The organism is Streptomyces sp. NPDC039423, assembly GCF_055598725.1.
Genome location: NZ_JBVKAH010000002.1, coordinates 816,323 through 831,523, shown reverse-complemented (window position 1 = coordinate 831,523; position 15,201 = coordinate 816,323). Strand labels below are relative to the sequence as shown.

15 protein-coding genes are annotated in these 15,201 nt (G+C 73.1%); 9 read left to right on the top strand and 6 right to left on the bottom strand.

Features of this window, described 5'->3' with window-relative positions; translation table 11 throughout:
- Nucleotides 1-82 precede the first annotated feature (82 nt).
- The 5 genes from ACZ7LK_RS09820 (at nucleotide 83) to ACZ7LK_RS09800 (ending at nucleotide 5,147) form a co-directional block, all read left to right on the top strand.
- On the top strand, nucleotides 83-1,021 hold the full coding sequence (locus ACZ7LK_RS09820; RefSeq protein WP_064071808.1) for a coiled-coil domain-containing protein: 939 nt from the start codon (nucleotides 83-85) through the stop codon (nucleotides 1,019-1,021).
- Nucleotides 1,022-1,235: 214 nt separating this feature from the next.
- Nucleotides 1,236-2,171, top strand: a complete 936-nt coding sequence (locus ACZ7LK_RS09815) for an ABC transporter ATP-binding protein (protein WP_469463607.1) — start codon at nucleotides 1,236-1,238, stop codon at nucleotides 2,169-2,171.
- A gap of 2 nt (nucleotides 2,172-2,173) precedes the next feature.
- Nucleotides 2,174-2,953: an ABC transporter permease gene (locus ACZ7LK_RS09810; RefSeq protein ID WP_471139377.1), complete on the top strand. Its 780-nt coding sequence runs from the start codon at nucleotides 2,174-2,176 to the stop codon at nucleotides 2,951-2,953.
- A gap of 173 nt (nucleotides 2,954-3,126) precedes the next feature.
- Nucleotides 3,127-4,341, top strand: a complete 1,215-nt coding sequence (locus ACZ7LK_RS09805) for an ABC transporter ATP-binding protein (protein ID WP_469463606.1) — start codon at nucleotides 3,127-3,129, stop codon at nucleotides 4,339-4,341.
- Nucleotides 4,338-5,147: an ABC transporter permease gene (locus ACZ7LK_RS09800; RefSeq protein WP_392271984.1), complete on the top strand. Its 810-nt coding sequence runs from the start codon at nucleotides 4,338-4,340 to the stop codon at nucleotides 5,145-5,147. Before ACZ7LK_RS09805 ends, ACZ7LK_RS09800 begins: the two co-directional genes overlap by 4 nt.
- A 12-nt stretch (nucleotides 5,148-5,159) precedes the next feature.
- Here ACZ7LK_RS09800 and ACZ7LK_RS09795 read toward each other — a convergent pair whose 3' ends face one another.
- Nucleotides 5,160-5,489 carry an ATP/GTP-binding protein gene (locus tag ACZ7LK_RS09795; protein ID WP_392271985.1) on the bottom strand — a complete coding sequence of 110 codons (330 nt, stop codon included), beginning with the start codon at nucleotides 5,487-5,489 and terminating at the stop codon, nucleotides 5,160-5,162.
- A gap of 192 nt (nucleotides 5,490-5,681) precedes the next feature.
- Here ACZ7LK_RS09795 and ACZ7LK_RS09790 point away from each other — a divergent pair, with 192 nt between their 5' ends.
- Nucleotides 5,682-6,716 (top strand): LLM class flavin-dependent oxidoreductase, encoded by a 1,035-nt coding sequence (locus ACZ7LK_RS09790; protein ID WP_392271986.1) that lies wholly within the window; start codon nucleotides 5,682-5,684, stop codon nucleotides 6,714-6,716.
- 113 nt (nucleotides 6,717-6,829) lie between these two features.
- Here the strand turns inward: ACZ7LK_RS09790 and ACZ7LK_RS09785 are convergent, their stop codons facing one another.
- Nucleotides 6,830-7,222 carry an SCO5389 family protein gene (locus ACZ7LK_RS09785; protein ID WP_064071815.1) on the bottom strand — a complete coding sequence of 131 codons (393 nt, stop codon included), beginning with the start codon at nucleotides 7,220-7,222 and terminating at the stop codon, nucleotides 6,830-6,832.
- Nucleotides 7,223-7,442: 220 nt separating this feature from the next.
- Between ACZ7LK_RS09785 and nucS the strand changes: the two genes are divergently transcribed.
- Nucleotides 7,443-8,105, top strand: coding sequence for an endonuclease NucS (nucS, locus tag ACZ7LK_RS09780; RefSeq protein ID WP_185923484.1), 663 nt, complete (start codon nucleotides 7,443-7,445; stop codon nucleotides 8,103-8,105).
- A gap of 136 nt (nucleotides 8,106-8,241) precedes the next feature.
- Here the strand turns inward: nucS and ACZ7LK_RS09775 are convergent, their stop codons facing one another.
- From ACZ7LK_RS09775 to ACZ7LK_RS09760, 4 genes are all read right to left on the bottom strand, one after another.
- The gene (locus ACZ7LK_RS09775) at nucleotides 8,242-11,118 is read right to left on the bottom strand and encodes an ATP-binding protein (RefSeq protein WP_471139372.1); all 2,877 of its coding nucleotides are present in this window, start codon (nucleotides 11,116-11,118) and stop codon (nucleotides 8,242-8,244) included.
- A gap of 296 nt (nucleotides 11,119-11,414) precedes the next feature.
- Nucleotides 11,415-11,738 carry an STAS domain-containing protein gene (locus tag ACZ7LK_RS09770; RefSeq protein ID WP_031073773.1) on the bottom strand — a complete coding sequence of 108 codons (324 nt, stop codon included), beginning with the start codon at nucleotides 11,736-11,738 and terminating at the stop codon, nucleotides 11,415-11,417.
- A 179-nt stretch (nucleotides 11,739-11,917) separates the two neighbouring features.
- A complete protein-coding gene (locus tag ACZ7LK_RS09765) occupies nucleotides 11,918-12,766 on the bottom strand; it encodes a 3-hydroxyacyl-CoA dehydrogenase family protein (protein WP_392271988.1) in 849 nt (282 codons plus the stop codon).
- Between the two features lie 165 nt (nucleotides 12,767-12,931).
- On the bottom strand, nucleotides 12,932-13,582 hold the full coding sequence (locus ACZ7LK_RS09760; RefSeq protein WP_392271989.1) for a TetR/AcrR family transcriptional regulator: 651 nt from the start codon (nucleotides 13,580-13,582) through the stop codon (nucleotides 12,932-12,934).
- 78 nt (nucleotides 13,583-13,660) lie between these two features.
- On the opposite strand from ACZ7LK_RS09760, the gene ACZ7LK_RS09755 reads away from it, so the two are divergent.
- Together ACZ7LK_RS09755 and ACZ7LK_RS09750 are read left to right on the top strand one after the other, a co-directional pair.
- Complete coding sequence (locus tag ACZ7LK_RS09755) at nucleotides 13,661-14,443, top strand: ABC transporter ATP-binding protein (protein WP_392271990.1); 783 nt, start codon at nucleotides 13,661-13,663, stop codon at nucleotides 14,441-14,443.
- An 8-nt stretch (nucleotides 14,444-14,451) separates the two neighbouring features.
- On the top strand, nucleotides 14,452-15,201 hold the full coding sequence (locus ACZ7LK_RS09750; RefSeq protein ID WP_392271991.1) for an ABC transporter permease: 750 nt from the start codon (nucleotides 14,452-14,454) through the stop codon (nucleotides 15,199-15,201).

The following is a 15,201-nucleotide window of genomic DNA, read 5'->3' as shown; positions in this document are numbered from 1 at the left end:
ACGGGCATCCGCTCGAAGACACGCCGTGTGGACCCCTAGGATTCCCCCTAACACCTCACCGGTCTCATTCGACAGGAACCCCATGAGCGACACTTCCTCCCCCTTCGGCTTCGAGCTCGTGCGGCGTGGTTACGACCGCGGTCAGGTGGATGACCGCATTACCAAGCTCGTCGCCGACCGAGACAGTGCTCTGGCCCGAATCACCTCTCTGGAAAAGCGCATCGAGGAGCTCCACCTCGAGACGCAGAACGCCCAGGCCCAGGTCAGCGACGCCGAGCCGTCGTACGCCGGTCTCGGCGCCCGTGTCGAGAAGATCCTCCGCCTCGCCGAGGAGGAGGCGAAGGACCTGCGCGAGGAGGCCCGTCGCGCCGCCGAGCAGCACCGCGAGCTCGCCGAGTCGGCGGCCCAGCAGGTGCGCAACGACGCCGAGTCGTTCGCGGCGGAGCGCAAGGCGAAGGCCGAGGACGAGGGCGTCCGGATCGTCGAGAAGGCCCAGGGCGAGGCCAACTCGCTGCGCGCCGAGGCGCAGAAGGACGCGCAGTCCAAGCGGGAGGAGGCGGACGCGCTCTTCGAGGAGACCCGTGCGAAGGCCGCCCAGGCCGCCGCCGACTTCGAGACGAACCTCGCCAAGCGGCGGGAGCAGTCCGAGCGGGACCTGGCCTCGCGTCAGGCGAAGGCGGAGAAGCGTCTCGCCGAGATCGAGCACCGGGCGGAGCAGCTCCGGCTGGAGGCCGAGAAGCTGCGCACGGACGCGGAGCGCCGGGCCCGTCAGACGGTGGAGACGGCGCAGCGCCAGGCCGAGGACATCGTGGCGGACGCGAACGCCAAGGCGGATCGTATCCGCAGCGAATCGGAGCGCGAGCTGGCGGCGCTGACGAACCGTCGCGACTCGATCAACGCGCAGCTGACCAACGTCCGCGAGATGCTGGCGACGCTGACCGGTGCGGCCGTCGCCGCGGCCGGTTCCCCGGCGGACGACGAGCCGGTCTCGCGCGGCGTCCCGGCGCAGCAGACCCGCTAGTACGACGCCGGCGAGGTCCTGGCCGGCCCGAGGGGCCCCGTGGGATCCCCGCGCGCACGCCTTCCGGGGCGGTGCGCGCGGGGGCCTCACGGGGCCCTTCCGCGTGCGCCCGGCGCACTCCTCCCCGTGCGCTCCGGGGCACGCACCGGGCGCGGGAAAAGGGGGGCGTGCCGTTCCGGTGGCGGGGCCCCCGGCGCGCCCGTAGCGTGGACGGGTGATCGAGCTCGAGGACCTGACGAAGCGGTTCGGTACGAAGACGGCGGTCGACCACCTGTCCTTCCAGGTCCGTCCCGGTGTGGTGACGGGCTTTCTCGGCCCCAACGGCGCGGGCAAGTCGACCACGATGCGCATGGTGCTGGGGCTCGACCACCCGACCGACGGCACGGTCCGGATCGACGGCCGGCACTACCGGGAGCTCGACGAGCCGCTGAAGTACATCGGCGCGCTGCTGGAGGCGCGGGGGCTGCACGGCGGGCGCACCGCGTACAACAACCTGCTGTGCCTCGCGCAGTCCAACCGCATTCCGCGGCGGCGGGTCGCCGAGGTGCTGGAGCTGGTGGGACTGGCCGCGGTGGCCAGGAAGAAACCGAAAGGTTTTTCGATGGGTATGGGGCAGCGGCTGGGAATCGCCGCCGCTCTCCTGGGTGATCCACAAATCCTCATGTTCGATGAGCCCGTCAATGGTCTGGACCCCGAGGGAATTCACTGGATCCGCAATCTGATGAAGACGCTGGCGGGTGAGGGCCGGACGATCTTCGTTTCCAGTCATCTGATGAGCGAAATGGCCCTCACCGCCGATCACTTGATCGTCATCGGGCAGGGCCGGCTTCTCGCGGACACCTCCATGGCGGATTTCATCCAGCGGAACTCCCGCAGTTACGTCCGGCTGCGCTCCCCCGAGCCGGAGCGGCTGCGGGACGCGCTCCGGTCCGCCGGGCTGACGGCGGTCGATGCCGGGGACGGGGCGCTGGAGGTCGAGGACGCGTCGACCGAGCAGGTCGGGGAGCTGGCGGCCCGCCACGGGGTCACGCTGCACGAGCTGAGCGCCCAGCGGGCGTCGCTGGAGGAGGCGTTCATGCGGATGACGGCCGCGACGGTGGAGTACCACGCGCATGCGGGCACCGGGCCCCAGTGGTCCAGGGAGGTCTGACGATGGCGTCGGCACCCGCGGTCCTCCGCTCGGAATGGACCAAGATCCGTACGGTCTCCTCGACCGTCTGGACCCTGGCCTCGGCGCTGGTCGTCACGGTCGCGATGGGAGCGGCGCTGTCCGCCCTGGTGCGGGAGACCTTCGACGAGATGACGGCTGTCGAGCGGGCCACCTTCGACCCCACGGTGGTCAGCTTCTCCGGCATGCTGCTGGGCCAGCTCGCGATGGTGGTGTACGGCGTCCTCGTGGTCGGCACCGAGTACAGCACGGGGATGATCCGTACGTCGCTGGCCGCCGTACCGCGCCGGGCGACGTTCCTCTTCAGCAAGATCGCGGTGGCCGGGGCCCTGGCCCTGGCGGTGGGACTGGCGACCGGCTTCCTGTCCTTCTTCCTCGGCCAGGCGCTGCTCGGCGACCTCCGCACCACCATCGGCGAGCCGAACGTGCTGCGCGCGGTGGTCGGCGGCGGGCTCTACATGGGCCTGATGGCGGTGTTCTCCATGGGCGTGGCGGCCATGCTGCGCTCGACGGTGCTGTCGCTCGGCATCCTGGTGCCGTTCTTCTTCCTCGTCTCGCAGATCCTGTCGAACGTCCCGAAGGCGAAGGAGGTCGCCGAGTACTTCCCCGACCAGGCGGGCTCCACGATCATGCAGGTGGTCCCCGGCGCGCTGGGCAGCGACCCGGCCCCGTACAGCCCGTGGGGCGGCATGGGCATCATGGCCCTCTGGGTGGCGGCGGCCCTCGCGGGCGGCCACGTGGTGCTGAAGCGGCGGGACGCCTAGGGACGCCCAGGGGTCCGTGTTCCTTCCCGGCTCGGTCCCGCCCCCGGCCCGCCCCCTTCCTCTCCGGCCTCGGCGGAACCGTCAAGGGGCGGATACGCTCTTACCTCTTACGGGGGTCCTGCGTCAGCGTGCCGCGGGCCCGACGACGTGACATCTGTCGATGGGGCTGGAGAATGATCGAGGCAGTCGGCCTGACGAAGCGCTACGGCGCCAAGACGGCCGTGTACAACCTTTCCTTCCAGGTGAGGCCGGGTACCGTCACCGGTTTCCTGGGGCCGAACGGCTCCGGCAAGTCGACGACGATGCGCATGATCCTCGGACTGGACCGGCCGACGTCGGGGCACGTGACCATCGGTGGCCACCCGTTCCGGCAGCTACCGAACGCGCCGCGGCAGGTCGGGGCGCTGCTGGACGCCAAGGCGGTGCACGGCGGCCGCAGCGCGCGCAACCACCTGCTGTCGCTGGCCCAGCTCGCCGGCATCCCCGCCCGCCGGGTGGACGAGGTGCTCGGGGTGGTCGGCCTCCAGGACGTGGCCCGCAAGCGGTCCAAGGGGTTCTCGCTCGGCATGGGTCAGCGGCTCGGCATCGCGGCCGCCCTGCTGGGCGACCCGCAGGTGCTGCTGTTCGACGAGCCGGTCAACGGCCTGGACCCCGAGGGCATCCTCTGGGTGCGCAACCTGATGAAGGCGCTGGCCGCCGAGGGGCGTACGGTCTTCGTCTCCTCGCACCTGATGAGCGAGATGGCCGTCACCGCCGAGCACCTGATCGTCATCGGGCGCGGCCAGCTTCTGGCCGACATGAGCGTCAAGGACTTCATCTCCGCCAACTCCGCGGACTTCGCCCGGGTGCGCACGCCGCACACCGAGCCGGCACAGCGGGAGAAGCTGGTGGGCGTGCTCGCCGAGGCCGGCGGGCAGGTCCTGTCCGAGCCGGACGGCGCGCTGCGCGTGACCGGGCTGCCGCTGCCGCGCATCAGCGACCTGGCGCACGACGCGGACGTACGCCTGTGGGAGCTGTCGCCGCACCAGGCCTCGCTGGAGGAGGCGTACATGCGCCTGACCCAGGGTGCCGTGGACTACCGGTCGACGACCGACCAGCGGGCCGGGCTGATGCAGCAGCCGGACCCGATGGGCTACGCGCCGCCGCAGCCGGTCGTCCCCGAGGTCCCGCAGCAGGGCTGGTACGCCCCGCCGCCGCCCGGGCAGAACCCGTACGCGGGCGGACCGCAGCAGGGCGGGCCCCAGCCGGGCGCGCAGCCCGCGCAGCCGTACCAGGCCGCGCCCGCCGCCCCGGCCGCGCCCGCCGCGCCGCCCGTGCAGGCCCCCGCCGCACCGCCCGCGCCCGCCGCGGCCCCCGCAGACCTGAGCAAGAGCGAGGACGCCCGATGACCACCGCCCCCTACCAGCAGCAGTACACCTCACCGATCCCGGTGCGCCGCGCCCACCTCGGGGACGCGCTCGCCTCGGAATGGACCAAGATCCGCTCGGTCCGCTCCACCATGTGGACGCTGGGCGTCATGATCCTGCTCATGGTGGGCGTCGGCCTGCTCGCCATCGTGGCGATCAACGCCACCGATGCCGACATGGGCGAGGAGCCGGTCCTGGCACTGGGCTTCAACGGGGTGCTGCTCGGCTCCATCTGCGTGGTCACGCTGGGCGTGCTGACCATCTCGTCCGAGTACGGCACCGGCATGATCCGTACGACGCTGACCGCCTGCCCCAGCCGCAGCCGCGTCCTGGCCGCCAAGGCCATCGTCTTCTTCCTGCTGACGCTCGTCGTCACGTCGGTCACCGCCGCCCTGGTCGCCGTCATGCAGACCGCGATGGTGGACGGTGGCACCGCGACCGGGGAGGAGTGGCTCCGCGCGACGGTCGGCGCGGGCCTGTTCACCGCGGTCCTCGGGCTGCTGGCGCTCGCCCTGGGGGCGCTCGTCCGGCACTCCGCCGGGGCGATCACCATCATGATCGGTGTGATGCTGCTGCCACTGGTGGCCGCGATGTTCATGGCCTCGCTGCCGGAGGTGCGCGAGTTCCTGTTCCAGTACTCGATCCCGAGCCTGCTCATCGCCTTCTACAGCGACACGGGTCTCATCGACGGCGGCCCGCACGGCTGGACGCCGCTGTGGATCCTGAGCGCCGTGACCGCCGTGGCGCTGGCCGGGGCCTTCCTCGCCACGGAGAAGCGCGACGTCTGACGGGGCCGCCCGTCAGTGACGGGGCGCGTTGCGGGACCGCTGCACCCGGGTGGTGCGGCGGTCCTTCGCGCTCCAGCACGCCTTGTGCCAGTGCCGCCGGTCGTCCACGCCGCCGTACTCGGGCCAGGCCACCACGTGCGGGAGGCTCGCCGGGATCTCCTGGTCGCAGCCCGGGCAGCGGTAGCGCTTGCCCGCGGCGCTCGCGCCCGCGACGTGCCGGACCGACCAGTCCTCGTCCTGCCACGACTCGGTGCGCTGGAAACCCCCGTACCGGTCGCCCGAACCGCCGCTGGTCTCGTTCGGCTTCTCGCCGCCACGGGGGCGGTTACGGCGCGGGGACACGGAACACCTCGCTGGGGCAGACACGGACTGGTGCCGTCCAGCCTAAGGGCCGCGACTGTGGGTACTCGCCCGGTCCGGTTCGAGTTACCGGAAAATCGCAACAACTTGCCGCCGGGCCGTTGCCTTTGGCACCTGCCAGACGTTGTTGCCAGTGAGGGGAGCCGCGTCGGCCGGTCAAGGAGGCATAAGGCGATGCGTGTGGGAACTTTTGTACTGGCGGCCCAGTTTCCCGGCCAGGGCCACGGGGAGGCGTTGCACCGCGCGGTGCGGTCGGCGGAGGTCGCCGAGGAGGCGGGACTGGACTCGGTATGGCTGGCCGAGCACCACTTCGTACCGTACGGCGTGTGTCCCTCCGCCGTGACGCTCGCCGCGCTGCTGCTCGGCCGCACACGGCGCATCCGGGTGGGGACGGCCGTCAGCGTGCTGCCGACGACCCATCCGGTCGCGCTCGCGGAGCAGACGGCGCTGCTGCACCTCACCTCCGGCGGGCGGTTCACGCTGGGCGTGGGGCGGGGCGGGCCGTGGGTCGACCTGGAGGTGTTCGGCTCCGGCCTCGCGGCGTACGAGTCGGGCTTCCCGGAGGCGCTGGATCTGCTGCTGCGCTGGCTGCGGGAGCCGCGGGTCTCGTCGGAGGGGCCGCGCCACCGGTTCCGCGAGGTCGCCGTCGTCCCGCGGCCGCAGGAGCTCATCGACGGGGACCCGGTGCCGGAGACGATCGTCGCCTGCACCTCACCGCGGAGCGTGCGGCTCGCCGCCGGGCGGTGCCTGCCGATGCTGCTCGGGATGCACTGCGACGACGAGGAGAAGGCGGACGTGGTCGCGCTGTGGCGGCGGGAGGCGCTGGCCGCCGGGCACAGCCCCGACGCGGTGGCGCGGGCGGCCGCCGGGCATGTGTCGGCGGGCGTCGCGCAGATCGCGGACCGCACGGCGGACGCGGTGGAGACGCTGGTCAAGGCGATGCCCGGGTGGCTCAAGCAGGGGCTGGACGCCCATGTGACCGTCGACGGCCGGCGCCGGACCATGCGCGACCCCGTGGCGTACACCGAACTGCTGTGCCGGCTGCATCCGGTGGGCTCCCCGAGGGTGGCCGCGGACCGGCTGGCGGCGACCTCGGAGCGTACGGGCATCACGCGCTTCGCCCTGCTCGTGGAGGGCTCCGGCGATGTCGCCGCCACGGAGGAGAACGTCCGGCGACTGGGCGCGGAGGTCGTGCCCCGGCTCGGCTGAGGACTCCATGCCGCCGCCCCCGCACCAGTCGCACCTCCCGCGATGCGGAGCGGCAGCACTGGGGCGTGTCTTTCGGATCGTCTGGGGGCTGATCCAAAAGACACGCTCGGGCGTCAGCAGTCGCGCAGGGTCGGCGACTGGTTCAGCAGTTGGGCTCGTACGGAGGTGAAGCGGGCGAGCCGCTCGTCGACCGAGGAGTCCAGCGGGAACACCGCGACGCGGTGGCAGTTCTGGAATGCCAGACGCACACCGAAGTGCCGCTGGAGCGCACCCCGGATCGCGTCACTCGCCAGCGCGCGCAGAAGCTGTCCGCGCGCCTGCTCGTCCGGCGGCGGCGTCTGGTTGTCGGCGAACGCACCGCCGTCCACCTTCAGCTGGGCCACCAGTGAGCTGATCATCTCCCACGCGTAGGGCAGGGAGGTCCGGACGCAGTCGACGAAGTCGGCTTCGTCGACCTCGCCTCGCTCGGCCTGTTCCAACAGCGCCGGTGAGACGTCGAGCGACATGGGTTCTCCTCTCGCGACCCCGGTCACCGGGGTCTTACGGGCAGGGAAGGAGGACGCCCCCCGCACGCAACGCAGCGTGCACGAGCGACAACCTCCCGCTTCCACGGTAAGCGCGCTGTCCGGACCGCACCAGGAGATTGGGTGGACAACCGGCCACGGGTGAACGGGAGTTTAGGACCGAATCGCGCGGAAGAGCGTGTGTCTTGTAGCGTTGCCGACCATGCGTCTCGTCATCGCCCGCTGCTCCGTGGACTACGCGGGCCGGCTCACCGCCCACCTGCCCTCCGCACCCCGTCTGATCCTGGTCAAGGCCGACGGCAGCGTGTCCATCCACGCCGACGACCGGGCGTACAAACCGCTCAATTGGATGTCGCCGCCGTGCACCCTCAAGGAGGGCGATGACCGTGTGTGGACGGTCGTGAACAAAGCGGGCGAGAAACTGATCATCACGATGGAGGAAATCCTCCATGACTCGTCGCACGAGCTCGGGGTGGATCCCGGCCTCATCAAGGACGGCGTGGAAGCGCACCTCCAGGAGCTGCTCGCCGACCGGATCGAGACACTGGGCGACGGGTACACGCTGATCCGCCGCGAGTACCCGACCGCCATCGGGCCGGTCGACATCCTGTGCCGCGACGCCGACGGCACGACCGTGGCCGTGGAGATCAAGCGGCGCGGCGAGATCGACGGCGTGGAGCAGCTCACCCGCTATCTGGAGCTGCTGAACCGCGACCCGCACCTCGCGCCGGTGAAGGGCGTCTTCGCCGCCCAGGAGATCAAGCCCCAGGCGCGGGTGCTGGCGACGGACCGCGGCATCGGCTGCGTGGTGCTGGACTACGACGCGCTGCGTGGCATCGAGGACGACAAGCTGCGGCTGTTCTGAGCCGTCCCCCGGTCCGGGTCCTCACTTCCCCGGACCGTCGTACGCTGCCCCGCCGTCGTACCTTCTCGGCCGTCGTACGCCCTCGCGGGTACGGCCACGGCCCCGGGACGTCACCGTCCCGGGGCCGTGTCGTGTCTCAGGCCGACGTACCGCTCGGCGAGGGGCCGCCGCTCGTGGCGGGCGCGCTCTGGGTGGCGCCGCCGGCGCCGCCGGTGGTCTCCGTGCCGCCGCCGCTGGTGCCGCCGCCGGCCCCGCCGGTGGTGTCCGTCCCTCCGGTGTCGGTGCCGCCCGTGGTGTCCGTCCCTCCGGTGTCGGTGCCGCCCGTGGTGTCCGTGCCACCGGTGGTGTCGGTGCCGCCGGTGGTGTCCGTACCGCCGGTGGTGTCGGTGCCGCCCGTCGTCGGGGAGGAACTGCCGCCGGTCGTGGGCGAGCCGCTGCCGCCCGTGGTGGGCGAGGACGTGCCGCCGGTCGTCGGGGAGCCGGTGCCGCCCGTGGTCGGGGAGCTGCTGCCACCGGTGGTGGTGGAGCTGCCGCCCGTCGTCGGGGAGGGGCTGCCGCCCGTGGTCGTCCCGCTCGTGGCGGACGGGTCGCCCGACGGGGTCGGGGTGCCGCTCTCGCCGGGGCCCGAGGTTCCGGGCGCGCCGGAGGTGCCGGAGCCCGAGCCGTACCCTCCGGTGCCGTCGCCGGTGCCGTCGCCGGGGTCGCGGGTGGAGCCCTGGTCCGGCTCGTCCGCGTCGGGGCCGCCGCTGCCGCCGTCCCCGTCGGCCGGCCGGTCGGAGGTGACGCGGCCCGGCCCGCCCTTGCCGTCCTCGGCGCCGCCGGAGGTCGCGCCCAGGGTCACCACGGTGCCGAGCACGGCCGCGAGGACCGCGCCCGCCCCGGCCGCGACCAGGTTGCGCCGGGCGCCCTTCAGGATGGTGCGCCGCGCGGTCCCCCCGGCCGCCCGGGCCGACGGGTCCTGGCGGCCGGCGGCCGCCCCGGTCCCACCGCCGCCGGGCCCGGACACCGCGTCCGCACCCGGCCCCGCGGCCGGACCCGCCGGACCCGCCTGCCCCGCGGCGACCGGACCGCTCGTGCCCACCGGCCCGCCGGCGCCCGCCGCGGCGCCCGCGCCCACCGCACCGCCGAGGGCCGCGGGTACGCCCCCGGACGGGGACGCCGACTCGTCGGACCGCGCCGCGGGCACCTCCTCGCCCGCCGCCGTCCGGCCACCCGGCAGCGCCCCGCGCTCCCGGTCCGCGACGAGGGCCAGGGCCCGCCGGCCGGCCACCGTGCCGCGCTTGTCGGCGAGGGCGCCGCGCATGGCGATGGACGCCTCCAGCTCGGCGCGCGCCCGGTCCAGGTTCCCGGCGCACAGCGCGAGGACGCCCAACTCGTGGTGGAAGTAGGCCTCCTCGGCCACCTCCCCGGCGTGCCGGGCGGCCTCCGCTCCGGTGCGCAGCGCCCGTTCCCAGGCGCCCCAGTGCAGTCCGGCCGCGAAGGCGGGTGCCGCGCTGCGGGCCAGGACGACCGCGGAGGCGGCGTAGCCGTCCTCGTCCTCCTCCTCGGCGGAGGGTTCGGGGGCGGAGGACGCCGGGGAGCCGGAGCCGCCGAAGACCCCGGGGACGTCCGGTCCGGCGGCCGCGGTGGCGGGCCCGCCCGCGTCCGCGGCGGCCTGGACCGTGGCCGTCAGCGCGGCCAGTACGGCGTCCGCCTCGGCGACAGCCCGCTCGGGGCTGACCGACGGGTGGCCGACCCACCAGGCGTAGTGCTGGGCGGCGGTGTGGGCCCGGTCGGCGGCGCCCTCGTCGTACCCCTTGGCGACGAGCTGCGCCATCACCCCGGCGGCGAGCCGGTAGCGGGTGCCGACCGGGCTGAGCAGTCCGCAGCGCAGCAGCTCGCCGATGGCGGCGTCCGCGTGCGTGTCGTTGACCAGCGCCGGCAGGTGCGCCTGGTGCGGGACCTCGCCGCCGAGCGCGACCGCGAAGCGCAGGGTCTCGCGGGCCGGCTCGGAGAGCCGGGAGGCGAGCAGCGGGGCGGGGGCGGCGGCGTCGCCGAGCGGCGGCAGAGGCGCCTCGCGGTGGTCGGCGAAGACATCGTCCTCGTCCTCGTCGCCCGAGGGCGCGGTGCGCAGGTCGTCGCGCTGCTTGAGCAGGGCGCCGGCCTGGACGAAGCGCAGCGGGAGGCCTTCGGACTCGAACCAGAGGTCACCGGCCCAGTTGGCCTCGTCGTCGGTGAGCGGCCGGTCGACGCAGCGCTCCAGCAGCTCCAGCGCGGAGCCGCGGTCCAGCCCGGAGAGGAACACCTCTTCGAGGTGGGAGTCGGGCGAGGGCGCGGCGACGTCGGGCGTGGCGGCGAGCAGGAAGGCGCACTCGGGGGTGGCCTCGAGGAGTTCGTCCAGCGCGGCGCCGCCGAACTCGAGGTCGTCCAGGAGGACGACCGCGCCGATGTCGTGGACCGCCGCGCGCAGGCCGGCGCGGTCGGGGCGGGTGGCGGGTGCGCGGTGGACGGTGGCGTAGAGCTCGTGCAGCAGCTCGGTGGGCGTGCGGTGGTGGCCGGAGAGCCGGACCACGCCGTCGGGCGCGAGCTCCGCGCAGTCGGCGGCGACGGCGTCGAGCAGCGCGGTGCGCCCGGAGCCGGACGGGCCGGTGAGCCGCACGGAGCGGCCGCGGGAGAGCAGCCGGACCAGCCGCTCACGCTGCTCCTGGCGTTCCAGGAGGGGCAGGGGCGGGGCGGCGGGACCGGGGGGCACGGGCGGGCCGGACGCGCGGGCCAGGTCGGCGCGCTCCTCGGGGGTGTGGCGGCCGGGGGCCTCGGGCCGGCGCCCGGGCGGGCAGGGCTCGATCTCGCTGCCGTCTATGGGGTTGACGGTGAGCAGGAGGTCGCCCGAGACGAGCTGGGCGGTGCGGGCGGGACCCGGCGGGGTGCCGCCCTGCCCGTACGCGGGTGTGGGGCCGCCGTCGCGTGTGGTGCGAGGGCGGCCGTCGCGGTCGTCGTGGCCGACGTCTTTTGGTCCCCGGTGGATCGGGTCCATGGTGTAAGCCCCCAAAAGCATGGTGCGCGGAAAAGCCCCTCCCGGCCTTTCTGCACGCCCGCTGTCGCTTCTGGTCCGGTGCCCGCCGGGTGGGTCCGTCAAGGGCGGGCGACCGAACCCTAGACGTTCGCTCAGTATGGATGAAGAGCCGGGGTGGCACGGCGCCCGGGACGTCACGGTCTTGTGAGGATTGGGCGCCTGGTGCGGGTTCACCGGGCCCCGTGCCGTCGGGGAGTGTCCGGCGGGGCCGGCGGCGGCCGGGCGTCGCGGCCCGGGCGCGGCCCGCCGGACGGGGACTACACGCGGGGCAACGTTTCGGCGGCGATGCCGCCCTCGATGGCGAGGATGCGGTGCAGCCGGGTGGCCACCAGCAGGCGCTGCATCTGGGGCGGTACGCCCCGCAGCACCAGCCGGCGGCCGCAACGGCCCGCTCGCCGGTGGGCGCCCATGATGACCCCGAGACCCGTGGCGTCCCAGGAGTCGAGGCCGGTCAGGTCGAGCACCAGGTCGCCGGCTCCGTCGTCGACGGCCGAGTGCAGGACCGTACGGGCGTCCGCCGCGCTGCGGACGTCGAGGCGGCCCCCGACGACCAGCTCGGCGTGGTCGCCCCTGATGTGCATATGCGCTCCCCGAGAGTGCGTTGCCGTCGCGTTGTCGTCGCGTCTTTCGTCGTCACGTACTTCGTCGTCACGTACTTCTATGCATCAACTGACTGCCTGACCGGCGGACCAGTTGCGCCTTGTAAGCGAACCGATACCGAATTCACCCCGAGGGGTGATGGTGGAACGGTCGAAACGGCTCAGTGCTTGTAGAAGCCCTGCCCGCTCTTGCGGCCGATGTCACCCGCGTCCACCATCCGGCGCATCAGCTCCGGCGGCGCGAACTTCTCGTCCTGGGACTCGGTGTAGATGTTGCTGGTGGCGTGGAGCAGGATGTCCACGCCGGTGAGGTCGGCGGTCGCGAGCGGGCCCATGGCGTGGCCGAAGCCCAGCTTGCAGGCGACGTCGATGTCCTCGGCGGAGGCGACGCCCGATTCGTACAGCTTCGCCGCTTCGACGACCAGGGCGGAGATGAGACGGGTCGTCACGAATCCGGCGACGTCGCGGTTGACGACGATGCAGGTCTTGCCGACCGACTCGGCGAACTCCCGCGCGGTGGCGAGGGTTTCGTCGCTCGTCTTGTAGCCGCGCACCAGTTCGCAGAGCTGCATCATCGGGACCGGCGAGAAGAAGTGGGCGCCGACGACGCGCTCCGGGCGCTCCGTCACGGCCGCGATCTTGGTGATCGGGATGGCGGAGGTGTTGGAGGCGAGGACGGTGTCGTCGCGTACGAGCTTGTCGAGCGTACGGAAGATCTCGTGCTTGACCTCGAGCTTCTCGAAGACGGCCTCGACGACGACATCGGCGTCGGCGGCCGCGTCCAGGTCGGTCGTCGTGGTGATGCGGGCCAAGGCGGCCTCGGCGTCCGCGGCTTCGAGCTTGCCCTTGGCGACGAACTTGTCGTACGAGGCCTTGATGCCGTCGGTGCCGCGGGTCAGGGCCGCGTCGGTGACGTCACGCAGCACGACCTCCCAGCCCGCCTGGGCCGAGACCTGCGCGATTCCGGACCCCATGAGTCCGGCCCCGATGACGGCGAGCTTCCTGGCCACGATCTTCCCCTTAACACCCGTTTACGTATCGGTTCTTCGCGGAGGTTAGCGGGCGCGCGCGGCCGTGTGGCGCCGAAGAGATGCGCGTCACGTCTCAGATGACGGACATCACACCGGTACGGGCGGTGGGGTGAGCCCGGCGGGGCGGCGGGGCCGTGAGCGGGGTCACTCGGACGTGGGGCGCGCCGCATACTCCAGCACCTTGCGCCCCATCAGCTCCTCCATCTCGTCGAGGAGACCGAGGGCCGCGCGGGAGACCTCGCCGATGTCGCGCCGCTGGACCATCTCCTGGCCGATCCACGCCATGAGGGACTCGTGGACCCAGGAGAGCTGCCCGGCGACGAGCGCCGGGATCGGGTCGCCGTCGGCGGCCCCGGTCTCCCGGGCGAGGGTGGCGGTGAGGTCGGCGAGCGCCTCCTGCTGGATGGCCCACAGCCGGGACCGCAGGGCGTGGGCGTCGCTGATCACCCGCATGAAGTCGGCCCAGCCGGCGAAGAGGCCCACGGTCGGGGACTGGCTCACCACGGCGGCACGCAGTTCACGCAGGACGGCGGCGGCGGCGCTCTCGCCGGGGCGGCGGCCCCGGACGTAGCGGGAGAGCCGGTCGATGACGTCCTCGCCGCGGTCGAGGAACAGGTCCTCCTTGGCGGGGAAGTAGTTGTAGACGGTGTTGACGGAGACATCGGCGGCGGCGGCGATCTCGGCGATCGTCACCGCGTCGAAGCCCCGTTCCAGGAACAGCCCGGTGGCCACGTCGGAGATGTGCTGCCTGGTCTGCCGCTTCTTGCGCTCTCTCAGTCCCTCGGTCGTCGCCATGCCCGCATCCTAGCTTTCTGGGCCCTCTGAAAACTTGGAGTCATTGCAAACTTTTAGGGACTCTGTTTTTCTTGGGGCATGCCCATCATCAGTACGGCCGGACTGGCCCACACCTTCCGCACCCGCGGCGGCCCCGTCGAAGCCGTCCGCGGGATCGACCTCACCGTGCAGCCCGGCGAGATCCTCGGGTTCCTCGGCCCCAACGGCGCGGGCAAGACCACCACGCTGCGGATGCTCACCACCCTTCTGCCGCCCACCGGCGGCGCGGCCACGGTCGCGGGCCGCGACCTGGTCGGCGACCCCGCCGGCGTACGGCGGAGGATCGGGTACGTCGCCCAGTCCGGCGGCGTCGACCTCTCCGTCTCCGTACGCGAGGAACTGGTCACCCAGGGCCGGCTCTACCGCCTCACGAAGTCCGAGGCGGCCGGCCGCGCCGCTGAGCTCGCGCGTGAACTGGACCTCACCGACCTGCTGGACCGCCCGTGCGCGGCCCTCTCCGGCGGACAGCGCCGGCGACTGGACATCGCCCTGGGGCTCACCCACCGCCCCGAGGTCCTCTTCCTCGACGAGCCGACCACCGGCCTCGACCCCGGCAGCCGCGCCGACCTGTGGCGGCTGGTCCGGCGGCTGCGCGACACCCACGGCACCACCGTCTTCCTCACCACCCACTACCTCGACGAGGCCGACGAGCTGTCCGACCGGCTCGTCGTCGTCGACCGGGGCACGGTCGTGGCGGAGGGCGCCCCGGCGGACCTCAAGGAGCGGTACGCCGGATCGGCCGGGGCGTCGCTCCAGGACACCTTCCTCGCCATCACCGGGCGCGGCCCGGCCCCCACCGACCAGGCCCCCGTGGCCGTCTAGGAGATCCCGTGCTGTTCCACGACACCGCCCTGGTCTTCGGGCGGTACGCCCGCCAGACGCTGCGCTCCCGGTTCCAGCTACTGTTCGGCGCCCTGATGCCGCTGCTGTACCTGCTCTTCTTCGGCCCGCTCCTCACCGGCCTGCCGCTCGGCGCGGACGGCGACTCCTGGCAGGTCCTGGTGCCGGGCCTGCTGCTCCAGCTCGGCCTGTTCGGGGCGTCGTTCGCCGGGTTCGCGCTCATCATCGAGCAGCGGATGGGGGTCCTCGAACGGCTGCGGGTGACCCCCGTCAGCCGCCTCGCGCTGCTGCTGGGACGGGTCCTGCGGGACGCCGCGGTCTTCGTGTTCCAGGCGGTGCTGCTGGTGCTGGCCGCCGTGGCGATGGGGCTGCGGGCGCCGCTGGGCGGGATTCTGATCGGCTTCGCGTTCGTCGCCGTGCTGACGGTCGCGCTGGCGTCCCTGTCCTACGCGCTGGCGCTGAAGCTGCCCGAGCCACAGGGGTTCGGGCCGGCCGTCAACGCGGTGGCCATGCCGTCGATGCTGCTGTCCGGCCTGATGCTGCCGATGGCCCTGGCGCCGGCCTGGCTGGACGCGCTGTCGCACCTGATGCCGTTCCGCTACCTGGTGGACGCGGTGCGCGCCGGGTACGTGGGCGACTACACGGGCACGGCGATGCTGTACGGCGTGCTGGTGGCCGCCGGGTTCGCGGCGGTGGCCGTGACGGTGGGCACACGCGTCTTCCGCCGGGCGGGCGCGTAA